Raw genomic sequence first — 17554 nt, forward strand, 5'->3', positions numbered from 1 at the left:
ACAGCCATAATTTTAAACACCGCCCATATGTTAGAAAAACAAAAGTAGTCCCCCAATTGTAAAAAACAAAATCATAATGCACTCAATGGAAGTTATTTATGCGTTTGTGTTTTCAAGTTGGGTTAAAAACTTTATGGCCAGATACAGAATCGGTTTTCAACAAAATTGTTGAATCCTATACCAGAAAGGTCGTTGGGTGTGATGATATCGCAGATGCCATGGCTTTAGCATTATCCGCCATTTTTTATTATCCAGATTATTATCTTGTACTTCCTGAAGTGCATAACTCACAGCAATCAGAATACCAATCGAAAATTGTTGTACCACAAAAAAAGCTACCCCAATTTTTGAGGTAGCTTTAGTTCATTTATTTGCTTTTTATCTAAAAGTTTGTCGTAATGTTATGTTTATAAAGCTTATAAGTATCCCTTTCTCCGGAATTTTTTCCTTTGTAATAAATCATTCCGTTCACCATAGACTCTTTATTGGAGCTGTATTTATCTATTTCCAGTGGTTTGTCAAGCTCCAGTTTAAGTTCATGTTCACCTTTTCCGCTAAAGGTCCGGTTAATGTTATTGAATGAAATGGGGGCCAGGTTATCATATTTAAGCACAATGCTTTCAATCGTAAATGGACTCTCATATTTTGATGCAATATTGAATGTAATTGTAATGTCTTTTGCCAAAGTATCTTCAATTGTTTCTGCATTCATTAGTATGTCAGAGTGCATGTAAATTTCAACCTTTTCAGCGTTGATGTTGAAATGAAAATCATGTTGCAGTCGGTTATACCTGATGTTGTGCATTACACGGATCAGGTTATTGGGATCTTCATAGCAATACTGTGGGTCGTATTTTATTTTCCAACCACTTTTTGTAGGCTCTACGGTTTTTATAGTAGCACATTTGTTCGGATTCAGGACTCTGGGCTTTTGTGAAGCTTTAATAATTTGATCTCCAACGCGCAAAGAGTAAACGATTTCCCCCAAACGATTTACTTCCGGGTGTATAGTAATAGATTTTAATCTGGTAATGATGCGGCTTATTCCTGTAGCTGCCGTGTTTTTACGTGGTCCAATAAAACGATCTTGTAATTGTTGCAGCTCTTTTATGGCACCCTCCATACGTTCAACGGAATTCATATTGGGCACTTCGGCAATAATGGCATTGAGTTGCTCAGTGAGTTCGCGGTCCATTTTTTCAAAAGCCATGACCAATTTCTTAAGCTCTATGGATGAGAAAGGATACTTCACATGATAATGAGCTATCACTTCATCCGTGCTTTTATCTTTAACTTTTTCCCAATAAAATTCTTCTGCTTTATTGAGTGATATTCCTTTCACAAATGTAACTTCTGTTGCTTGTGTTTTTGTTGTAGACTCGTAATTTTCAGCATAATTGCTGATATTATTATACATTTCTTCTTTCCGGTTCATTTGGCTTTCGAATTGGACATTTTCTGCCACAGCCCGAATGATTTTTTCCTTTATTCTGAGTACTGCGTCCTGTTTGGCGTCTTCGAGTGTTGCTCCCGTGCCCACAATGATGATATAATTTTTTTCAAGACCATTGACCCAATCAGGGGCTCTCCGCTCACTACTTTCTATAACTTTTTTGCCTTTTTGGGCCTGGGCCGGGGCAAATGCAAATAATAGCATTGCGAATAGGAGGATATGTGTAATTTTTTTCATGCGACTAAATTTTGGTAAATAATCATACAATTTACAAAAACCGATATTTGATACAAAAATACTTCACTGATTTTTTACACAGATTGGTGTGACTGTGTATATGGCAGGTATAAAAGTTAGATTTTATGCCATTTAATATCGGTAGCATACAAAAAAATCAGTATTCGGCGTACCGGAATACTGATTTTTTTTGTATAGTTCAGTTTCATTATGGATTTTCTCTTTCGAGTTTGTCCATTTCGTCGTCAAACTTCTCTTTAAACTTCATGCGGTCATACTTCAACTGAAGTTTTTTGTCTTTCGAGATTTTTTCATCAATTCCGTTGTAGATGTGGTCTTTTTTAACCTGGATAGCAAGATACGTACGGTAATTTCCGTTATCTAACGTACCTGTTTTTTCGCAGGTAACAGCAACTTCAACGAGTTCTTGTTTTACAACGTCGCGAGCCATTTGCTCAAAACTTTGCTCAAACTCCATAGCATCACCAACGTCGATTTCGTTAGTATACTGTTCTGTTACAGACTTAATTGTAGAATTAATAAGTCCGGCAAGACGAGTTTTTGCATTCATCATTGCTTTGTCTTTGGAAGTAGCCAAATTGCGGCTATCTCCATTGCCTGTAGCACGGAAATATTCCGAATCAGAGTACCCTTTTTCCTTGCAGGGTATGTCGACTTCCTGGAATCCTGAATCTGTTTTTGCTGTTTCCTTGGGGCCTCCGCAGCTCATAAATGTAACTACGGCGAACATCATTGTAACTGATAATAGTCCTGTCAATTTCATTTTCATAACTGAAAAATTTAATGATTACTTGGTAAATTTGATAAATATATTCTTTTTAGACAAAATATTTTGGTGAATAGCTGTGTTAATGATATATTAAATTTTTTAAAGTCCTGTTTGTTAGTTTTTTACAATGGTTGTTCCAAAGCTCTTTACAATGCGTTTTTCTGGTGAAATACTGAATATCCAATCCAAAATCGGTTTATAGGCCACTTTTCCGGTAAAAGGAATTGGTTCTTTTAAGAGTACTATGATGATACGATGTGGTTCTTCTTTAAGTTTAGTTGAAACCTCATAATCAATGTATGTTACTGTTGGGAAATTTTGCATGGAATAAGCCTGGAGTAATTGGCTCTTCTCATATTGGTTAGGATATAACTGATAAGATTCCTGCTCCCTGGCTATGAGAAATATGCGGGCGTAACAGTCCATTGTAGGTTTTACTGTGAAAGTGATGCTGGAAGGACTTGTATAATAACTGTTTAAACCTTCTACCCAGGCATCAAAAGTTCGGTCTTCTTTTTTATCGTACTTAATGACTTTGGCATCTGTGAGAACTGTAATTTTTAAAGCAAAATTTTTGGCTTCGAATTGGGCTAAAGTGTCTTTCACTTTTACCGATTGCACAACACCACTAATATTTGTAAACACATCAGACATGAATATTTCTTCGTATGCTTCTGAAGTCTCGCTCTTGTACAGGTTTTGGTAAGTATTAATTTGTTCATGAATACCTGCTTCGGAGAGTGCATTGAGTTTGGCGTTACTTATAGCTTTTTCAATAATTTCTGCCGGGGCTGTGTTTATCCCACCAATTGCCTGACCTTTAATGTTCTCAAGTTCAATAATTTTGTTTTTTTGAGCTTCAGCATCAAAAGTAGAGCAGATTATCAAGCATATTAATAATGCGTTCTTCATAAACCACTAAATCTACATATAAAAATAATATAAAAATCAAATTTTACTGACTATCTGAAGTATTTTATGAGAAATATTAAAAACGGACATTTTTTAGGTAGAGCTCTTGACGGACAAAAGTTAATTCATACAAACAAGAAGGGCAAAAAAAAAGATGCCTTTGGTTAAGCATCTTTTTTTCTGTTTCTGTATATGGAATAAACTAATAATCCTCCTGCCAACAGGAATGCACCTCCCGAAATGGGAACCGGAGTTCCACCGCCTCCTCCTGGAGGTGGCGGCGCAGCTTTGGTTCCTGAACTGTTATTCTTACCAAAACCATCTTTTTTAAAAGTACTTTCCTTCTTTCGCTTGAACTGCGAATCATTTTGTCCAAAAATACTACCAGTAAAGGAAATAAGAAATATAAAAGTAAGTATGTAAATTAATCTCCGCATAATTGTTCTATTGCTTGCTAACTAACGTTTTTCGGTACAAAAATGTTTTATCGGTAAAAATATTTACGACAAATATATCTGTTTTTTCTGGAATGGGAAATTGAAAACGTTCTTTAGTTGTTAATTCTCTGTTAATTACGGTTCTACCCATCATATCACTTACAATAATCCTTCCATTTTTTATCGGTGTTGTTGTTTCAATAATTAGCTGATTGTTATTAATATAAGCTAACACTTCTTGCTTTGGATTATGTATCCCGGTTTGTGAAGAAGCATTTTTTGTAACAATGATTGAAAACCGGTCGTTTACCTGGTTTAGGTCTGTATCGACGAATTCGTAATCTGAACTTCTTAGATCTATAGTATCAAATGTATAATGGTCGGCCAGCAAAATATCAATGCTGTCTGGCATTTGATCAACTTCACTCATTGAGAGTGTGATGGAACCTTGCTGGTTGTTTTTAAACCCAACAGGGATTTCGTAATAAACAGGTTCTTCATCCAGAATGGCAGGATCAAGTGTACTTATTGCCAGCTGGTCATTCTCATTGGTAATGCTGTATAATTGTGGAATATCGGCATTTGAGGTAAATAATTTATGTCCATCAAGCGAATTATCGTAATTTGCTGTTCCTCCCGGATAAAAGACAATATAAGCATTGTCCTGTCCAATACCGTTATCAATATGTAGTGTAAAAGCAGATTTGTCTGGATTCTTTTCAACTGCCGGTTTTTTATAGTAGCTGGTACCTGACTTTATTCTTAAACTATTGGAAAGTGTAAGGGTTGCTGATGCAACGTCTGCAAAGACAAAGAAACCCTGACAAGGCTGTATATAGTTGGCGTTGGCATCACCACTACTTGTCGATGTATTGTATTGTATATAGTTAGAACCATTCCATTGATAAACGGTACCGCTTATTCCTGTTTCCGGAGTGTATAAGTTCCAGTCAATAGGACTCGGGTAGGGGTTGCCTATTAGGTTCCAACCGTAAGCCGTATCACTTGTGTTGCTATTGGTTACACCTATGCTTTGGTTATCATTATTGAAACTTGAACCGGAGAATTCAATTGTTCCGTCTGCCGCAGTTGCGTACTGAACACTGTAGCCCTCCATAGGGCTTAGTGTACTGGAAGAGTTGAGTGAATTCCACGCCGCATCAGGTTCACTCCAGGTAGCAGTAATGTAACCAATAAATGGATCTACAGCTGCACCATTGGTCGGATTCCCAACCAGATGCCAATTGGCATCATTCATATGCCGGTTGTAAATGGCGTTGCTTGCACTAACAGAGCCTGTACCACTTATAATTAAAGCGCCCTGATCCGTTCCATCAGATTCGATTGTTAAGTCACCACTTATTGTCAGGTCACCACTATTATCAATAGTTAAGTTGCCACCAGACGCTATTGTCATTGAACCAATGCTTTGCGTAGAGTTAAGCTGTGCATCATTGTTTGAACCAGCATCAGCTATAATTACTTCTTGCGCGGAGTAAGGAGCTTTGGATGTACTCCAGTTGGCATCATCAGTCCATGTTGAACTGACAGATCCGTTCCAGGTAGCCTTCCCTAAGAGTATTCCGGAATTGATGGATGGGTATACTTTATCATAATACTTAGGATCATTATTATTGTATTCAAAAACTGTAAAGTGATAGTTCTTAGTTTCATCTAATCCACTTACTGAGACCGAGGTTCCAGTACCGCTATAAACACACTGTTCACCTGAATTATTCCAGGTGTTGTCGGCAGTGTATGTAGTCCCATCAGTTCTTTCTGTTAGTTCACTTGTATTCATAAATACCACACAATTATCTCCATTTCCTCTAGTCCAGTTTACGGTTGCAGAGGTTCCTGTCACATCTGTAAAGTTAACATTAGAAGCATGTGTCCGGGGTTTTCCTTTTAGGGTTGTTCCTTGAATGGTAGCGGGGTAGTCTTGTCTTACGTTACAATTAATTCCGTCTATATCCTCAGCTTTTGCCGGTAAAACCACAAAAGTATAATTTGTGTTCGAAGAAAGAGTGTCATATAGTTTAGAAGTAGAATTTTCAACCGTTGCATTGGCAAATGTTTCATAATAAGCTTTTGCTTCACTACCTGGCATGTCAATGATGTTATCAATTGAAGGTTGACTTGTGCCCTCAACTCCTTTGATTACCCAAAATGTAACCCCAATAGAGTTGCTCCATGAAAACGATAATGAAGTACTATCCTGTGATGAGACACTTACACTTTGAGTAGAAAGCGTTGGCTGCGGCCATGGTTGTGTTGTAAATGATTGTACATCTGAGTATGTTGTATCAACTCCTGTTTCAATAGCATATACCCTGAAGAAATATTCTGTACTGGTGCTTAAACCTGTAACACTGTCCTGATATACACTGCTTGAAGGTGATGTGTTAAAAACTTTATTGGTGAAGTCAGGATTACCACTACTTGACCAAATAACGCCACACTCACCCATACTGCTTGAGTTAAGCGTGTACTCTATTATAGCAAATTTGCCTTCTTTCCGGTGTTGGCTTATGTCTGTAATGGTTTGCCCTTTAATTGTTAAGGCTCCGAAAAACAGAATAATAAAAGTCAGTTGCAGGGGTAGTAATTTTTGCATATCTTGATGTGTTTAATGGTCTGATTTTATGATATCTTGTAGTTTGGTTACATTATACAAATATACGAAAATTGAGCCAAAATGTTTAAATGAATTGACTAATTGGCTTTTTATTAGGATTAAAGGTTTTGATGCTAATATTTTATTTGTCATCTTTGCCTTTTAGTACTACTTATTAGAAATAACTTGAGAATGCGAGTCATATATATCCTCCTGGTTCTGTTATTGTTTACGCAATGTACACAATATAAAAAACTTGTTTACCTGCAACAAGATGAAACATCAAGTGATTCCACCCGTTTGGCAGCTATTGATAAATATGAATTGAGTCCCGGTGATTTGTTACATGTAAGGGTTTACTCTCCCGATCCCACCATTAATGCCATGTTTAATTTTGAAACGGAGCAAGGCAGGTCCAATTATAACGATATTTCGCTGTATTTAAATGGGTTCCAGATCAATGACAGTAGCCACATAGAATTGCCGGTTATTGGCGTTATTGATCTTGAAAAACAAACTATGGCTGAAGCACGGCAGACAATTACCGATAGTGTTAATACCTATATTAGTGATGCCTCAGTCAGGGTAAAATTGCTGAGTTACCGGGTAAATGTAATCGGAGAAATATCACGACCCGGTATTGTGAATGTTTACAGGCATCAATCCAATATTTTTGAGGTGCTTGGTATGGCCGGCGATATTAACCCAATGGGTGACCGAACACAGGTAGAAGTATACCGACAGCACGAAAGGAGCAAACTAAAAATGACCATTGACCTAACACAGTACGAAGCGCTAAGTAGTCCGGCTTATCATATTTATCCCAACGATATTATATATGTAAGACCTTTGAGAGCAAAGGCATTCAGAGATAATATTCCCATTATTTCTTTATCGCTTACAACCCTAACTACTTTTTTGTTGATCTTAAATTATTTCAGATAAATGCAAGATACACAAACACATAATGTTACCCTAAAAGAGGAGACCATTGATATTAAAAAATATCTTTGGCTCATTATACGAAACTGGTTCTGGTTTACTTCTGCAATTTTAATAGGTCTGGGAAGCGCTTATATCATCAATAGATACTCCGATCCTATTTATCGGGTAAGCATGACCATTATTGTCCAAGATGACGATGGTAGAGGGTATTACAGTGGTGGTAAAAACCTCATTGAGGGGTTTGATTTGTTTCAACAAGGGAAAAAAATAGAAACTGAAATAGCGATTTTAAAGTCGTATAATTTAACGAAACGTACTGTTGAAGCACTCGATTTTCAAATTAGTTATTTTGGTCAGGGGCGAATCCGAGAGCGTCCCCGTTATTTTTTAAATGAGTTTTATGTAGAACTCGATACTTCACATAGTCAGCTTACTTATACACCTATATCTATTACACCTAACGGTACAAATGGGTATCATCTCGAGATTGAAGCGCATGATGTTGAGAAAGACATGAAATATGGAGAGATTTATGAAAGTGAAGCTTTTCGTTTCAGAATAATGATCCGAGACACTCATGCTATTAAAAACCCAAGCCATGATCAGTATTATTTTTATGTCAATTCTATAGAAGGGCTAACCAACAGATACAGGGGAAAGCTCTCTGTGGAGCAAACGACCGAGGAGGGTAGTGTTTTAAGGTTATCAACTGCGGGACCGGTTCCACAAAAGGAAATTGACTATTTGAATAAGCTTGCAGAGGTTTATATTCGGTCGGGCCTGGAAGAGAAGAATATAATAGCTGAAAATACAATTGAGTTTATCGATGAACAGCTTTCTGGCATTGTAGATTCACTTAAAAGGGCTGAACAACAGTTGCAAAATTTTCGCTTAGCCAATGAAATAATAGATATTGAGCAACAAGGCCAGGCATTGTTTGAAAAAATAGATCAGCTACAAACCCAAAAAGCACAAGAGATAGTTCACCGGAAGTATTACAAATACCTGAAACAATATATTGAAAAACCCACAATCGATTCAGAATTGTTGGTACCTGCACTGGTTGGAGTAAATGACCAGGTGTTAGCGGGACTTGTGCAGCAAATTAACAGGTTATATCAGGAAAAACAGTCATTGAAATTTGCTACCAAAAAGACAAATCCAAAACTAAGCCTTATCAACGCCCAAATTCAAAGCACCCAGCAAGCTCTGGTTGAGAATGTATCAAACCTTTTGAAAAAGAATGATATGGTGATCAGCGATTTGAATGAGCGTATGAGTGAATTGAATGAGGAAATTAAAAAGCTTCCGGTAAATGAGCGCCGCTTATTAAATATACAACGCAAATTTAATCTAAACGATAACATCTATACTTATCTCCTGGAGAAAAGAGCGGAGGCCGGTATTAAAAAGGCTTCGAATATAAGCGATTCTAAAATACTGGATAAAGCCCGGGGTAGTGGGGTCTATCTGATCAGCCCCAAATATAAGATGAATTATATTCTGGGCTTGATCATTGGTTTTTTGATCCCATTGGTTATTATTTTGATAAAGGATTTCTTCAATAATAAGATCGTTGATAAAAAGGATATTGAAGATAATACCAATGTGCCTGTTTTGGGTGTAGTGGGGCACAATGTTTTAGCTTCTGAGTTTGTTGTTAAGGATAAGCCTAAATCCTCACTGGCAGAGTCATTTCGCTCTGTGAAAACCAATTTGCAATATTTGTTGCTCGATGAAAAAAGTAAACTCATAAATATCACTTCTGCCATGAGCGGCGAGGGCAAAACTTTTTCATCTATCAACCTGGCTGCAATTATGGCGATGACCAATAAAAAAACACTTCTTGTTGGTTTGGATTTGCGTAAACCTAAAATTCACTATGAATTTGATATCGATAACACCATCGGGCTTTCTACCTATCTGATTGGAAAGCATGAAATCGATGATATTTTGATGGAAACCTCTACTGAAAATCTCACAATTGTACCATCGGGTCCAACACCTGTGAATCCTGCAAAGCTTCTGGAGACAGATCGCTTCCAACATTTTATTAAAGTAATTAGGAAAAGGTACGATTTTATTGTTTTTGATACACCACCAGTAGCCATGGTGAGCGATGCCATTGTTTTGGCCAAATATGCCGATGCCAATATATTTGTTATACGACAGAATTATTCTACTAAAAATGCGCTGGAACTTATAAATGACCTGTACAAAAACAATCGACTCCAGAACATGAGTATTCTGGTAAACGATGTAAAATTAAAAGGCTACTATGGTACTTACGGTTACGGTTATGGATATGGATATGGATATGGGTACGGCTACGGTTATGGCTACGGTTACGGAGAAGATTATCATGAAGATGATGACAATGGTAAAATTAGTTTGAAAGATAAACTGCTTATGCTATTAAATATAAAACACTAGTTTTAATATTTTTTATTAGATTGCATTAAGTCAATTCTTGTGAAATTTAATTCAATAATGGCCCGGTTATTTTTTTTAATCTTTGGATTGTTATTTCTGTCAAATGGGGTTTTTGCTCAGTGTGAGTTAAATAACGTAACCAATAAAGAAAAAGTTAAGATTGAGTGGCCGGGTTTTATCATACAGGATATCCCTTCAAGCATTAAAATTGTATCTGGAGCTACCAATGATTCACTACAGATAAAATATCCATCAGGAGAATGGCAACAAGTTGTTGGAAGTAATGGTACTTATGATGTATCATTTTCTCAAACAGGAACTTATGAGATAAAAATTAAAGGTGAAACCTACAGAAAACACCTGCGGGTAATGCCTTTGTGGTATTCCATATTACCCCCATTAATTGCAATTTTGTTTGCCATGCTTTTTAAGGAAGTACTAACTGCTTTACTAATTGGATTGTTAAGCGGAACAGTTGCAATAGCATGGTATTCCGGCGATAGTCACTTCGCAACTGCATTTATAACGGGTTTTTTTGATATTATTGATAATCGGGTAATTCATACTATCGCAAATACAGGACATGCATCGGTCATTGTTTTTTCACTCATGATAGGGGCAGTGGTGCAAATTATCAGAAATAATGGTGGAATGCATGGGCTGGTTCAACGCCTGGCCCGCAAGGTTAGTACACAGCGCAAAGGAATGTTCTTTACATGGCTCATGGGAATATTGATTTTTTTCGATGATTATGCTAATACTTTAGTTGTTGGCAACACAGTTAGACCAATTACCGACCGACTTAAAATTTCTCGTGAAAAACTCGCTTATATCGTAGACTCTACTGCAGCGCCTGTAGCATGCCTGGCTTTTGTAACCACCTGGATAGGTGTAGAGCTAAGTTACATTCAGGAAGGCTTAAACCAATTGAGCACAGATATCAGCCCTTACCAACTGTTTTTACAATCCTTGCCGTACCGTTTTTATCCTTTCCTTGCATTGATCTTTATTTTATTTATGATATATCAACGCCGTGACTTTGGCCCAATGTATACAGCAGAAGTAAAGGCCAAAAAAATGGACGTAAATGAGGAGGGAATAAACGAATCTGCCGATAAAGACCCTCAAGCATCTCATTGGCTCAACGCCATTATCCCGGTTGGTATTATTGTGTTTGGTACATTTGCCGGGTTAATTATAACAGGCTATGATTCAGTCTTATGGAATAATGGGGATTTATCGTTTATCCGAAAATTGAGCGTTACAATTGGTGATTCTGATGCATTCAAGGCCTTACTTTGGTCGTCAATGCTGGCAGTATTGGTTGCGTTTATCATGAGTGTCACACAAAAACTACTCACTTTACGTCAGTCTTCTGATGCAATAATAGATGGGTTTCGTTCTATGTTGAGTGCCATTGTGATTCTGATACTGGCATGGTCGCTGGCTTCAATTACGCAGGAATTGCATACGGCACAGTTTTTAGCCGGTATGCTTTCGTCGTTAAAATCGCTTCCCGGTTTGCTGCCAGCAATAACATTTATTCTTGGTGCTTTGGTAGCCTTTTCTACTGGTTCCTCCTGGGGTACTATGGCTATTTTGTACCCTTTGTTGATGCCGGTAACCTGGAAAATAGGAGAAATGGCAGGGATGCCCATTCAGGATATCAATCTTTTGTTGGCCCAAATGGTTTCTGGAATACTTGCCGGGGCGGTTATGGGCGATCACTGCAGCCCCATTAGTGATACTACTATTCTGAGTTCACTGGCAAGTGATTGTGATCATATCGACCATGTAAGAACCCAAATGCCATATGCACTAATTGTTGGTGGCGTTGCGTTGTTTATCGGCTTAATTCCCCTAATATGGAATGTGCCACTCTGGGTAACATATCCGGTGGCTATTGTAATTTTATTTTTTATCCTGAAGTTTTTTGGTAAAAAAGTTCAATAGGTACTTTATTTTATAACTATTTTTTTACTGTACGTGTTGTTTGAAGCGTAAACTGTAATTAGATAAATCCCTGCAGGTAAATTTAATAAACTTAGCTTATGCGTGCCCTGAGAAAGATTAGGCCATGCTTTAACTTTTTTACCACTATAGTCAATTATCTCCACCATTGCAGAATGCTCCGATTTAGGTATTTGAATCTTTGTAAAATAACTGGCTGGATTGGGATAAATACTAATTTCTGTTTTTTCTGCCGGTGACTGTATGTTTACAGTGTCATCCATCTGATTATAAAAAATGTAATTTTGAACATCCCAGTTGCTAACCACCATGTCGGGGTAGGGGCTGTACGTGTATTTTAGAATTAAAGTATCACCTGAAATTACGTTTTCCCTGGTACTTATCCAGTTTTTGCCGGGTACAAAGCAATAATCTCCGTCGTCCAGCAGCGTGGCGTTATGCTGAATCGATACTAAAGTTTCAAAGGGTTTCTTACTTGTATAAAACATCGAAGCAGAATCCTGTGTTACTAAGATTGTATCAACAATAACAACAGTTCGTTCCTTGCCAAGATCAGAAAACATTATGGCTTCTACTACCGATTCACTTTCCGATATAAATTCAACTGTGTTGCTGAAACCTCCGGATATTCCATAAACTATTTTTATAGGTTCCCACCATCCCCCGGTAATCAAGTCAAGTTTATCATCTTTATTAATATCGTACAAATAAATACCCGATTGATAATTCCAAACATCAGATTCCCAGGCTGCAGAAGTTGTAGGAGGTAAAACCTCGTTTTCAAACAGGTAAGTTTTCATTTTACCATCGCCACCTTCCTGGTTATTGTTGCTAAACACTATATCCGGGAACTCATTCGTGTCTATGAAACCAATGTCAAGAGAGTTTACAAGTAAAGTTTCTTCTGCATTTTCCCAGCTATGTTCATTTGCCACTATCCCAGAAGAACTGTCTGAGAGGTAAATTCTACTTTTGAAGCCATTGTTGCCAAAAACAATATCTGCATAACCATCTTGATTAAAGTCCGCAAAATCCACATCATAACTACAAGCCATGTCGTTCGTTTTCCAGTTGGCGGAATCAGTAAAAGAACCGTTATTATTGATGAATATCCGGCCCTGATCATTAATGCTATGATATGATTCTCCTCCAGTAGCTGCAATATCAAGATCTCCGTCGTTATCAGCATCTCCCAATGCACAACTGAAGGTGTAAAAAGATTCAGAAATGTAAGCGGGCAAATTTTCCATCCCAGCTTCACTGTTGTAATAAATTTTTAATTTGCCCGGTGAACCAAAACCGGATTCTCCAAGATAAACACTTACCACAATGTCGTTCCATCCGTTTTTATCCAAATCACCAATAGAAAGATGTCCATGGTAGTCGATATCTTCCGATTGCCAGCCGGGACTGGTTAAAAATGTTCCATCACCCTGATTGTAATATATTTGCACTCTATCTCTGAGCATGTCATTCCCGTTTGCTACCACAATATCTTTCCAGCCATCATTGTTCATGTCGGCAATGCCTAAACCGGTTCCATATTTATTTGCTTCTGAAAATTGAGAGTCAGGTGTGGTATTATAGTACCCAAATTGTGCAATACCCTGGCTCAGGGGACCTAACAAGAGTAAAAAAGTTAGTTTATAATGTAATAGATGAAGCATAGTTTGAATTTTGAAAGTCAATTTACAATTTTTTTTTAATATGAGGTTTTAACCTTTTATCATGGCATATAAAATTGTATGACCGATTAGTCAACCAACAATGTCGTAAAAATATATATTTCAGAAAAATTTAATATGTTGATTAATAGCATTTAGAAAAGTAATTTTAAAATTTTTCCAAAAAAAACATTGAACGTTTGGTCAATTTAGATAATTGATTTATATTTGACCGACCGTTCAGTCAAAGTGAATTATAATGAAAACAAAAAAGGAAAAAATTATTGATACAGCCATTCAGTTGTTTGCAGAACAGGGTTTTCACAACACCTCCATTAGCAAGATAGCTGAAGCCGCTGGCGTGTCGAAAGGCTTGATGTATAACTATTTTACAAGTAAAGATGAGTTGTTTAAGCATATTTTCGATATTGGCGCTGAAAAACTTACAGAAAATTTTGATCCTAACAGGGATGGTGTGCTTACCCGTGATGAATTGATTTATTATTTACACGACATTTTTTATAAAATGCAAAGGGAACGTGAGTATTGGATTTTGTTTTTTAGCGTAATAATGCAGCCAGGAATTCATGAAATTGTGAAGGACAGAACATATGAAATTATTGGACCCATGATGGACGAACTCACAAAATATTTTGCTGAAAAAGGATGTGATAACCCGGAAGCGCAAATGCGGTATTTTGTAGCCACTATGGATGGCGTCGGTATGCATTATTTACTAGACCCTGAAGGTTTTCCTGTAAAAACTGTGATTCAGAAAATAATCAAAGACTTTGTTTAACCCTTAAAACCATTCTTATGATATCTAAATTATTTTCTCGCACCGTTACAACGATTATGCTGCTCACGATTTTAAACCCAATATACGGGCAGCAGAATCATGCAACAGAAATTGTTCGAAAATCTGACCAGCTTATGCAAGGTAATTCATATGTAAGTACCATGACTATGAAAATAGTAAGACCCTCATGGGAACGTACCATTGTTTTTAAAAGCTGGGTGGGGTAAAGATCGCGATCTCGCTATGACCTATATAAAATCTCCTGCTGCAGAAAAAGGTCAAAGTTTTTTAAAGCGTGGTAACGAAATGTGGACCTGGAATCCCAAAATTAACCGGCTTATTAAACTTCCTCCTTCCATGTTGTCGCAGGGATGGATGGGATCTGATTATACAAACGATGATATTCTTAAAGAATCCAGTATTGTTAAAGATTATAAACATTCTGTAAAAAATGTGGAAAAATATCAAGGTTATGAGTGCTGGGTCATAGAAATGACGCCCAAGGAAGATGCAGCAGTAGTTTGGGGAAAAATAGTCAGCCATATTGCCAAAAAGAAATATTTCCCACTTAAAATCAGATATTTTAATGAAGATGGCGAACTTGTAAAGAGCCATTTGAATTCGGAAGTTAAGGAAATGGATAACCGGGAGATTCCAACTAAAACAATAGTGCAGCCGGCCGATGAACCGGACAAAAGGACCATTGTGTATATTAATCAAATAGATTTCAATATTAACCTGAGCGATCAGTTTTTCTCCCAACAGAATATGAAAAGAATTAGATAACCCAACCTGTTCTCGCAGGATAAAACCTTAAAACTATGAAAGATCTAAAGATGGCATGGCGCAATTTGTGGCGGAATAGACGTCGTACATTAATTACGGTAATGTCTATATTCTTCGGAGTTGTTTTAAGCACCATGATGGGGTCAATGCAGGAAGGTATTTACGGTAGTATGATTGATAATGTTGTGAAAAATTATTCCGGTCATGTGCAAATACAACATACAGAATATAATGAACATAAAAGTATAAACAATACCATGGAACAAACCGAGGGCTTGCTCGATTCGGTTTTGAGCCTAAAGCATGTTGTGGCTGCTGTGCCCAGGCTAAAAAGTTACACACTGATTTCTAATGGCGATAAAACCCGGGGCGGAATGCTTATCGGCATTAATCCAGTTAAAGAGAACAACCTCACTGAGCTGAAAAAGTGGGTTGTAGAAGGAAATTATTTAAGCAAAAATGATCAGGGTTTGCTTATTGCTAAAAATCTTGCAACACACCTCGAAGCCAATATTGGAGACACTATTATTCTTATGAGTCAGGGATACCATGGGGCAAGTGCTGCAGGGCTTTATCCGGTGCGTGGAATACTCGAGTTTCCTACACCCGAGCTTAATAGTATGGGGGTATATTTGGATTTGCAGACTACACGCCAATTCTTTTATGCATTTGGGAAAATGACAGAAATTGCTTTACTGGCAGATGACTATGAAAATGTGCCCAAGATTGAATCAGAATTGCAAGAGGTTTTTAGCAATCGCTTTAATTATCTGTCATGGAAAGAGTTGTCTCCCGAACTCGTACAGTTTATAAACTCTGATAAAGCTAGTGGTGTGCTCATGAAAGCCATTCTTTATCTCGTTATTGGGTTTGGAATTCTTGGTACCATAATGATGATGATGGCCGAAAGACGAAGAGAAATGGGTGTTATGGTAGCGGTTGGTATGCAGAAATATCGCTTAAGCAAAATAATATGGTATGAAACCATGATGATTGGTTTAATAGGAGTACTAGCAGGCTTTGTGTTTAGTGTTCCCCTCGTAGCATGGTTTAGCGCAAACCCAATACCCATTACAGGAGAATATGCCGCCGCATACGAACAATTTGGCATGGAACCGCTGCTATATTTTAAAATGGCTCCAAGTGTATTTGTTAATCAAGTGCTTATTGTATTTTTCATAACTTTTGGTATATCTATTTACCCTTATAGTTTAGTTCGAAGTCTTAATACAATTGAAGCCATTCGCGGATAAAAAATGTAAAACCTTTAAATTCAAAAAAATGATTTGGTTTATAGCATGGCGAAATATTTGGAGAAACCGTACCAGGAGTCTCATTATTATGATCGCTATTATCATAGGCATTTTTGCCGGTACTTTTGCATCAGCCCTTATGCGCGGTATGATGGAACAAAGGGTGCAAAATGTCATCAATACAGAGTTGTCACATATACAATTTCACCATCCTGACTTTCTTAAGCTTAAGGAAGCTGATAAATACATGGAACATATGGATCAGAAGATTTCAGCAATTGATACTACCTCCGGTATTGATGCTCATTCAGAGCGAATAATTATCAATAGCATGGTAAGTTCAGCAGAAACCGGGTCGGGAGTGCAATTAAGTGGGATTAATCCTAAAAAAGAAAAACAGGTTACAAATTTGCACGAACAGATTATTTCCGGAGATTATTTCGAGGATGGAAAGTCGAAGCGCATTGTCATCGGAAAAAAACTTGCAGAAAAACTCAAAGTTAAGGTGAACTCAAAAGTTGTACTTACTTTTCAGGCGCTCGATGATACCTTGGTATACGAGGGTTTTAAAGTAGCAGGAATATTTGAAACGGTAAATTCTACATACGACGAAACCCATGCTTTTGTAAGGTACGACGATTTGTCTAAAGCATTGGAAATGCCCGGGGATGCCTGCCATGAAATAGCCATCCTAATGAAGCAAAGCGAGCTTGTTGAATCTACAAAGGCTGAATTTGCCAGTGCTTTTCCGAACTTAGATATACAATCGTGGACAGATCTATCTCCCGAAATGAAAGTGCTAACTAAAAGTATGGAGCTTATGACCTATATTTTTATTGGTATAATCTTATTGGCACTTCTGTTTAGTATTATCAATACCATGCTCATGGTTGTGCTTGAACGTACTAAAGAAATCGGAATGCTGATGAGCGTTGGAATGAATAAGTTGCGTGTATTTACAATGATCTTGCTTGAGAGTGTTTACTTGTCAGGTTTTGCGGGAATTATTGGAATAGGCATTGGTTATGGCATTGCAAAGTTAACCTCGGTGAGTGGTATTGATCTTACCGGTCTTTATGGCGAGGGATTACGTAATTATGGTTACGACCCTGTTATTTTTCCTGATATTGATTTTGCAATGGCCATAAATATTACCCTAATGGTGCTTTTTACAGGAGTGGTAGCCTCACTGTTTCCCGCTCGTAAAGCACTAAAACTGAATCCTGCTGAGGCTGTCAGGACAGATATGTAAAACCT

14 protein-coding genes are annotated in these 17554 nt (G+C 37.3%); 8 read left to right on the forward strand and 6 right to left on the reverse strand.

All coding sequences use genetic code 11. The features are described from left to right. Positions 1 to 382: 382 nt before the first annotated feature. From ACTB0Y_RS14015 to ACTB0Y_RS14035, 5 genes are all read right to left on the reverse strand, one after another. Complete coding sequence (locus ACTB0Y_RS14015; RefSeq protein WP_463207460.1) at positions 383 to 1690, reverse strand: DUF2059 domain-containing protein; 1308 nt, start codon at positions 1688 to 1690, stop codon at positions 383 to 385. 208 nt (positions 1691 to 1898) lie between these two features. Next, a complete protein-coding gene (locus ACTB0Y_RS14020) occupies positions 1899 to 2480 on the reverse strand; it encodes a hypothetical protein (RefSeq protein ID WP_463207461.1) in 582 nt (193 codons plus the stop codon). 114 nt (positions 2481 to 2594) lie between these two features. Continuing rightward, on the reverse strand, positions 2595 to 3392 hold the full coding sequence (locus tag ACTB0Y_RS14025) for a DUF4384 domain-containing protein (protein WP_463207462.1): 798 nt from the start codon (positions 3390 to 3392) through the stop codon (positions 2595 to 2597). A 164-nt stretch (positions 3393 to 3556) separates the two neighbouring features. Further along, positions 3557 to 3829 carry a hypothetical protein gene (locus ACTB0Y_RS14030; RefSeq protein ID WP_463207463.1) on the reverse strand — a complete coding sequence of 91 codons (273 nt, stop codon included), beginning with the start codon at positions 3827 to 3829 and terminating at the stop codon, positions 3557 to 3559. A 7-nt stretch (positions 3830 to 3836) separates the two neighbouring features. After that, positions 3837 to 6446: a hypothetical protein gene (locus ACTB0Y_RS14035; RefSeq protein WP_463207464.1), complete on the reverse strand. Its 2610-nt coding sequence runs from the start codon at positions 6444 to 6446 to the stop codon at positions 3837 to 3839. A gap of 192 nt (positions 6447 to 6638) precedes the next feature. Here ACTB0Y_RS14035 and ACTB0Y_RS14040 point away from each other — a divergent pair, with 192 nt between their 5' ends. From ACTB0Y_RS14040 to ACTB0Y_RS14050, 3 genes are read left to right on the forward strand one after another with little or no spacing between them, the layout of a single operon-like run. Beyond that, the gene (locus ACTB0Y_RS14040; RefSeq protein ID WP_463207465.1) at positions 6639 to 7391 is read left to right on the forward strand and encodes a polysaccharide biosynthesis/export family protein; all 753 of its coding nucleotides are present in this window, start codon (positions 6639 to 6641) and stop codon (positions 7389 to 7391) included. Beyond that, complete coding sequence (locus tag ACTB0Y_RS14045; protein WP_463207466.1) at positions 7392 to 9824, forward strand: GumC family protein; 2433 nt, start codon at positions 7392 to 7394, stop codon at positions 9822 to 9824. A gap of 57 nt (positions 9825 to 9881) precedes the next feature. Then, positions 9882 to 11777 (forward strand): Na+/H+ antiporter NhaC family protein, encoded by a 1896-nt coding sequence (locus ACTB0Y_RS14050; RefSeq protein ID WP_463207467.1) that lies wholly within the window; start codon positions 9882 to 9884, stop codon positions 11775 to 11777. Positions 11778 to 11782: 5 nt separating this feature from the next. Here the strand turns inward: ACTB0Y_RS14050 and ACTB0Y_RS14055 are convergent, their stop codons facing one another. Beyond that, positions 11783 to 13462 carry a T9SS type A sorting domain-containing protein gene (locus ACTB0Y_RS14055; protein WP_463207468.1) on the reverse strand — a complete coding sequence of 560 codons (1680 nt, stop codon included), beginning with the start codon at positions 13460 to 13462 and terminating at the stop codon, positions 11783 to 11785. Positions 13463 to 13718: 256 nt separating this feature from the next. On the opposite strand from ACTB0Y_RS14055, the gene ACTB0Y_RS14060 reads away from it, so the two are divergent. From ACTB0Y_RS14060 to ACTB0Y_RS14080, 5 genes are read left to right on the forward strand one after another with little or no spacing between them, the layout of a single operon-like run. Beyond that, positions 13719 to 14258 (forward strand): TetR/AcrR family transcriptional regulator, encoded by a 540-nt coding sequence (locus ACTB0Y_RS14060; RefSeq protein ID WP_463207469.1) that lies wholly within the window; start codon positions 13719 to 13721, stop codon positions 14256 to 14258. 17 nt (positions 14259 to 14275) lie between these two features. After that, positions 14276 to 14485: a hypothetical protein gene (locus ACTB0Y_RS14065; RefSeq protein WP_463207470.1), complete on the forward strand. Its 210-nt coding sequence runs from the start codon at positions 14276 to 14278 to the stop codon at positions 14483 to 14485. Between the two features lie 16 nt (positions 14486 to 14501). Further along, a complete protein-coding gene (locus ACTB0Y_RS14070) occupies positions 14502 to 15044 on the forward strand; it encodes an outer membrane lipoprotein-sorting protein (protein ID WP_463207471.1) in 543 nt (180 codons plus the stop codon). Positions 15045 to 15079: 35 nt separating this feature from the next. Continuing rightward, a complete protein-coding gene (locus ACTB0Y_RS14075) occupies positions 15080 to 16297 on the forward strand; it encodes an ABC transporter permease (protein WP_463207472.1) in 1218 nt (405 codons plus the stop codon). A gap of 28 nt (positions 16298 to 16325) precedes the next feature. After that, complete coding sequence (locus tag ACTB0Y_RS14080) at positions 16326 to 17549, forward strand: ABC transporter permease (RefSeq protein ID WP_463207473.1); 1224 nt, start codon at positions 16326 to 16328, stop codon at positions 17547 to 17549. Positions 17550 to 17554: the final 5 nt, after the last annotated feature.

It is taken from the genome of Salinivirga sp., assembly GCF_055145285.1.

Excerpts from the sequence above, each read along its gene's own strand:
- ACTB0Y_RS14015 (WP_463207460.1), bottom strand. The coding sequence starts at position 1,690 with ATGAAAAAAATTACACATATCCTCCTATTCGCAATGCTATTATTTGCA.
- ACTB0Y_RS14020 (WP_463207461.1), bottom strand. The coding sequence starts at position 2,480 with ATGAAAATGAAATTGACAGGACTATTATCAGTTACAATGATGTTCGCC.
- ACTB0Y_RS14025 (WP_463207462.1), bottom strand. The coding sequence starts at position 3,392 with ATGAAGAACGCATTATTAATATGCTTGATAATCTGCTCTACTTTTGAT.
- ACTB0Y_RS14030 (WP_463207463.1), bottom strand. The coding sequence starts at position 3,829 with ATGCGGAGATTAATTTACATACTTACTTTTATATTTCTTATTTCCTTT.
- ACTB0Y_RS14035 (WP_463207464.1), bottom strand. The coding sequence starts at position 6,446 with ATGCAAAAATTACTACCCCTGCAACTGACTTTTATTATTCTGTTTTTC.
- ACTB0Y_RS14040 (WP_463207465.1), top strand. The coding sequence starts at position 6,639 with ATGCGAGTCATATATATCCTCCTGGTTCTGTTATTGTTTACGCAATGT.
- ACTB0Y_RS14045 (WP_463207466.1), top strand. The coding sequence starts at position 7,392 with ATGCAAGATACACAAACACATAATGTTACCCTAAAAGAGGAGACCATT.
- ACTB0Y_RS14050 (WP_463207467.1), top strand. The coding sequence starts at position 9,882 with ATGGCCCGGTTATTTTTTTTAATCTTTGGATTGTTATTTCTGTCAAAT.
- ACTB0Y_RS14055 (WP_463207468.1), bottom strand. The coding sequence starts at position 13,462 with ATGCTTCATCTATTACATTATAAACTAACTTTTTTACTCTTGTTAGGT.
- ACTB0Y_RS14060 (WP_463207469.1), top strand. The coding sequence starts at position 13,719 with ATGAAAACAAAAAAGGAAAAAATTATTGATACAGCCATTCAGTTGTTT.
- ACTB0Y_RS14065 (WP_463207470.1), top strand. The coding sequence starts at position 14,276 with ATGATATCTAAATTATTTTCTCGCACCGTTACAACGATTATGCTGCTC.
- ACTB0Y_RS14070 (WP_463207471.1), top strand. The coding sequence starts at position 14,502 with ATGACCTATATAAAATCTCCTGCTGCAGAAAAAGGTCAAAGTTTTTTA.
- ACTB0Y_RS14075 (WP_463207472.1), top strand. The coding sequence starts at position 15,080 with ATGAAAGATCTAAAGATGGCATGGCGCAATTTGTGGCGGAATAGACGT.
- ACTB0Y_RS14080 (WP_463207473.1), top strand. The coding sequence starts at position 16,326 with ATGATTTGGTTTATAGCATGGCGAAATATTTGGAGAAACCGTACCAGG.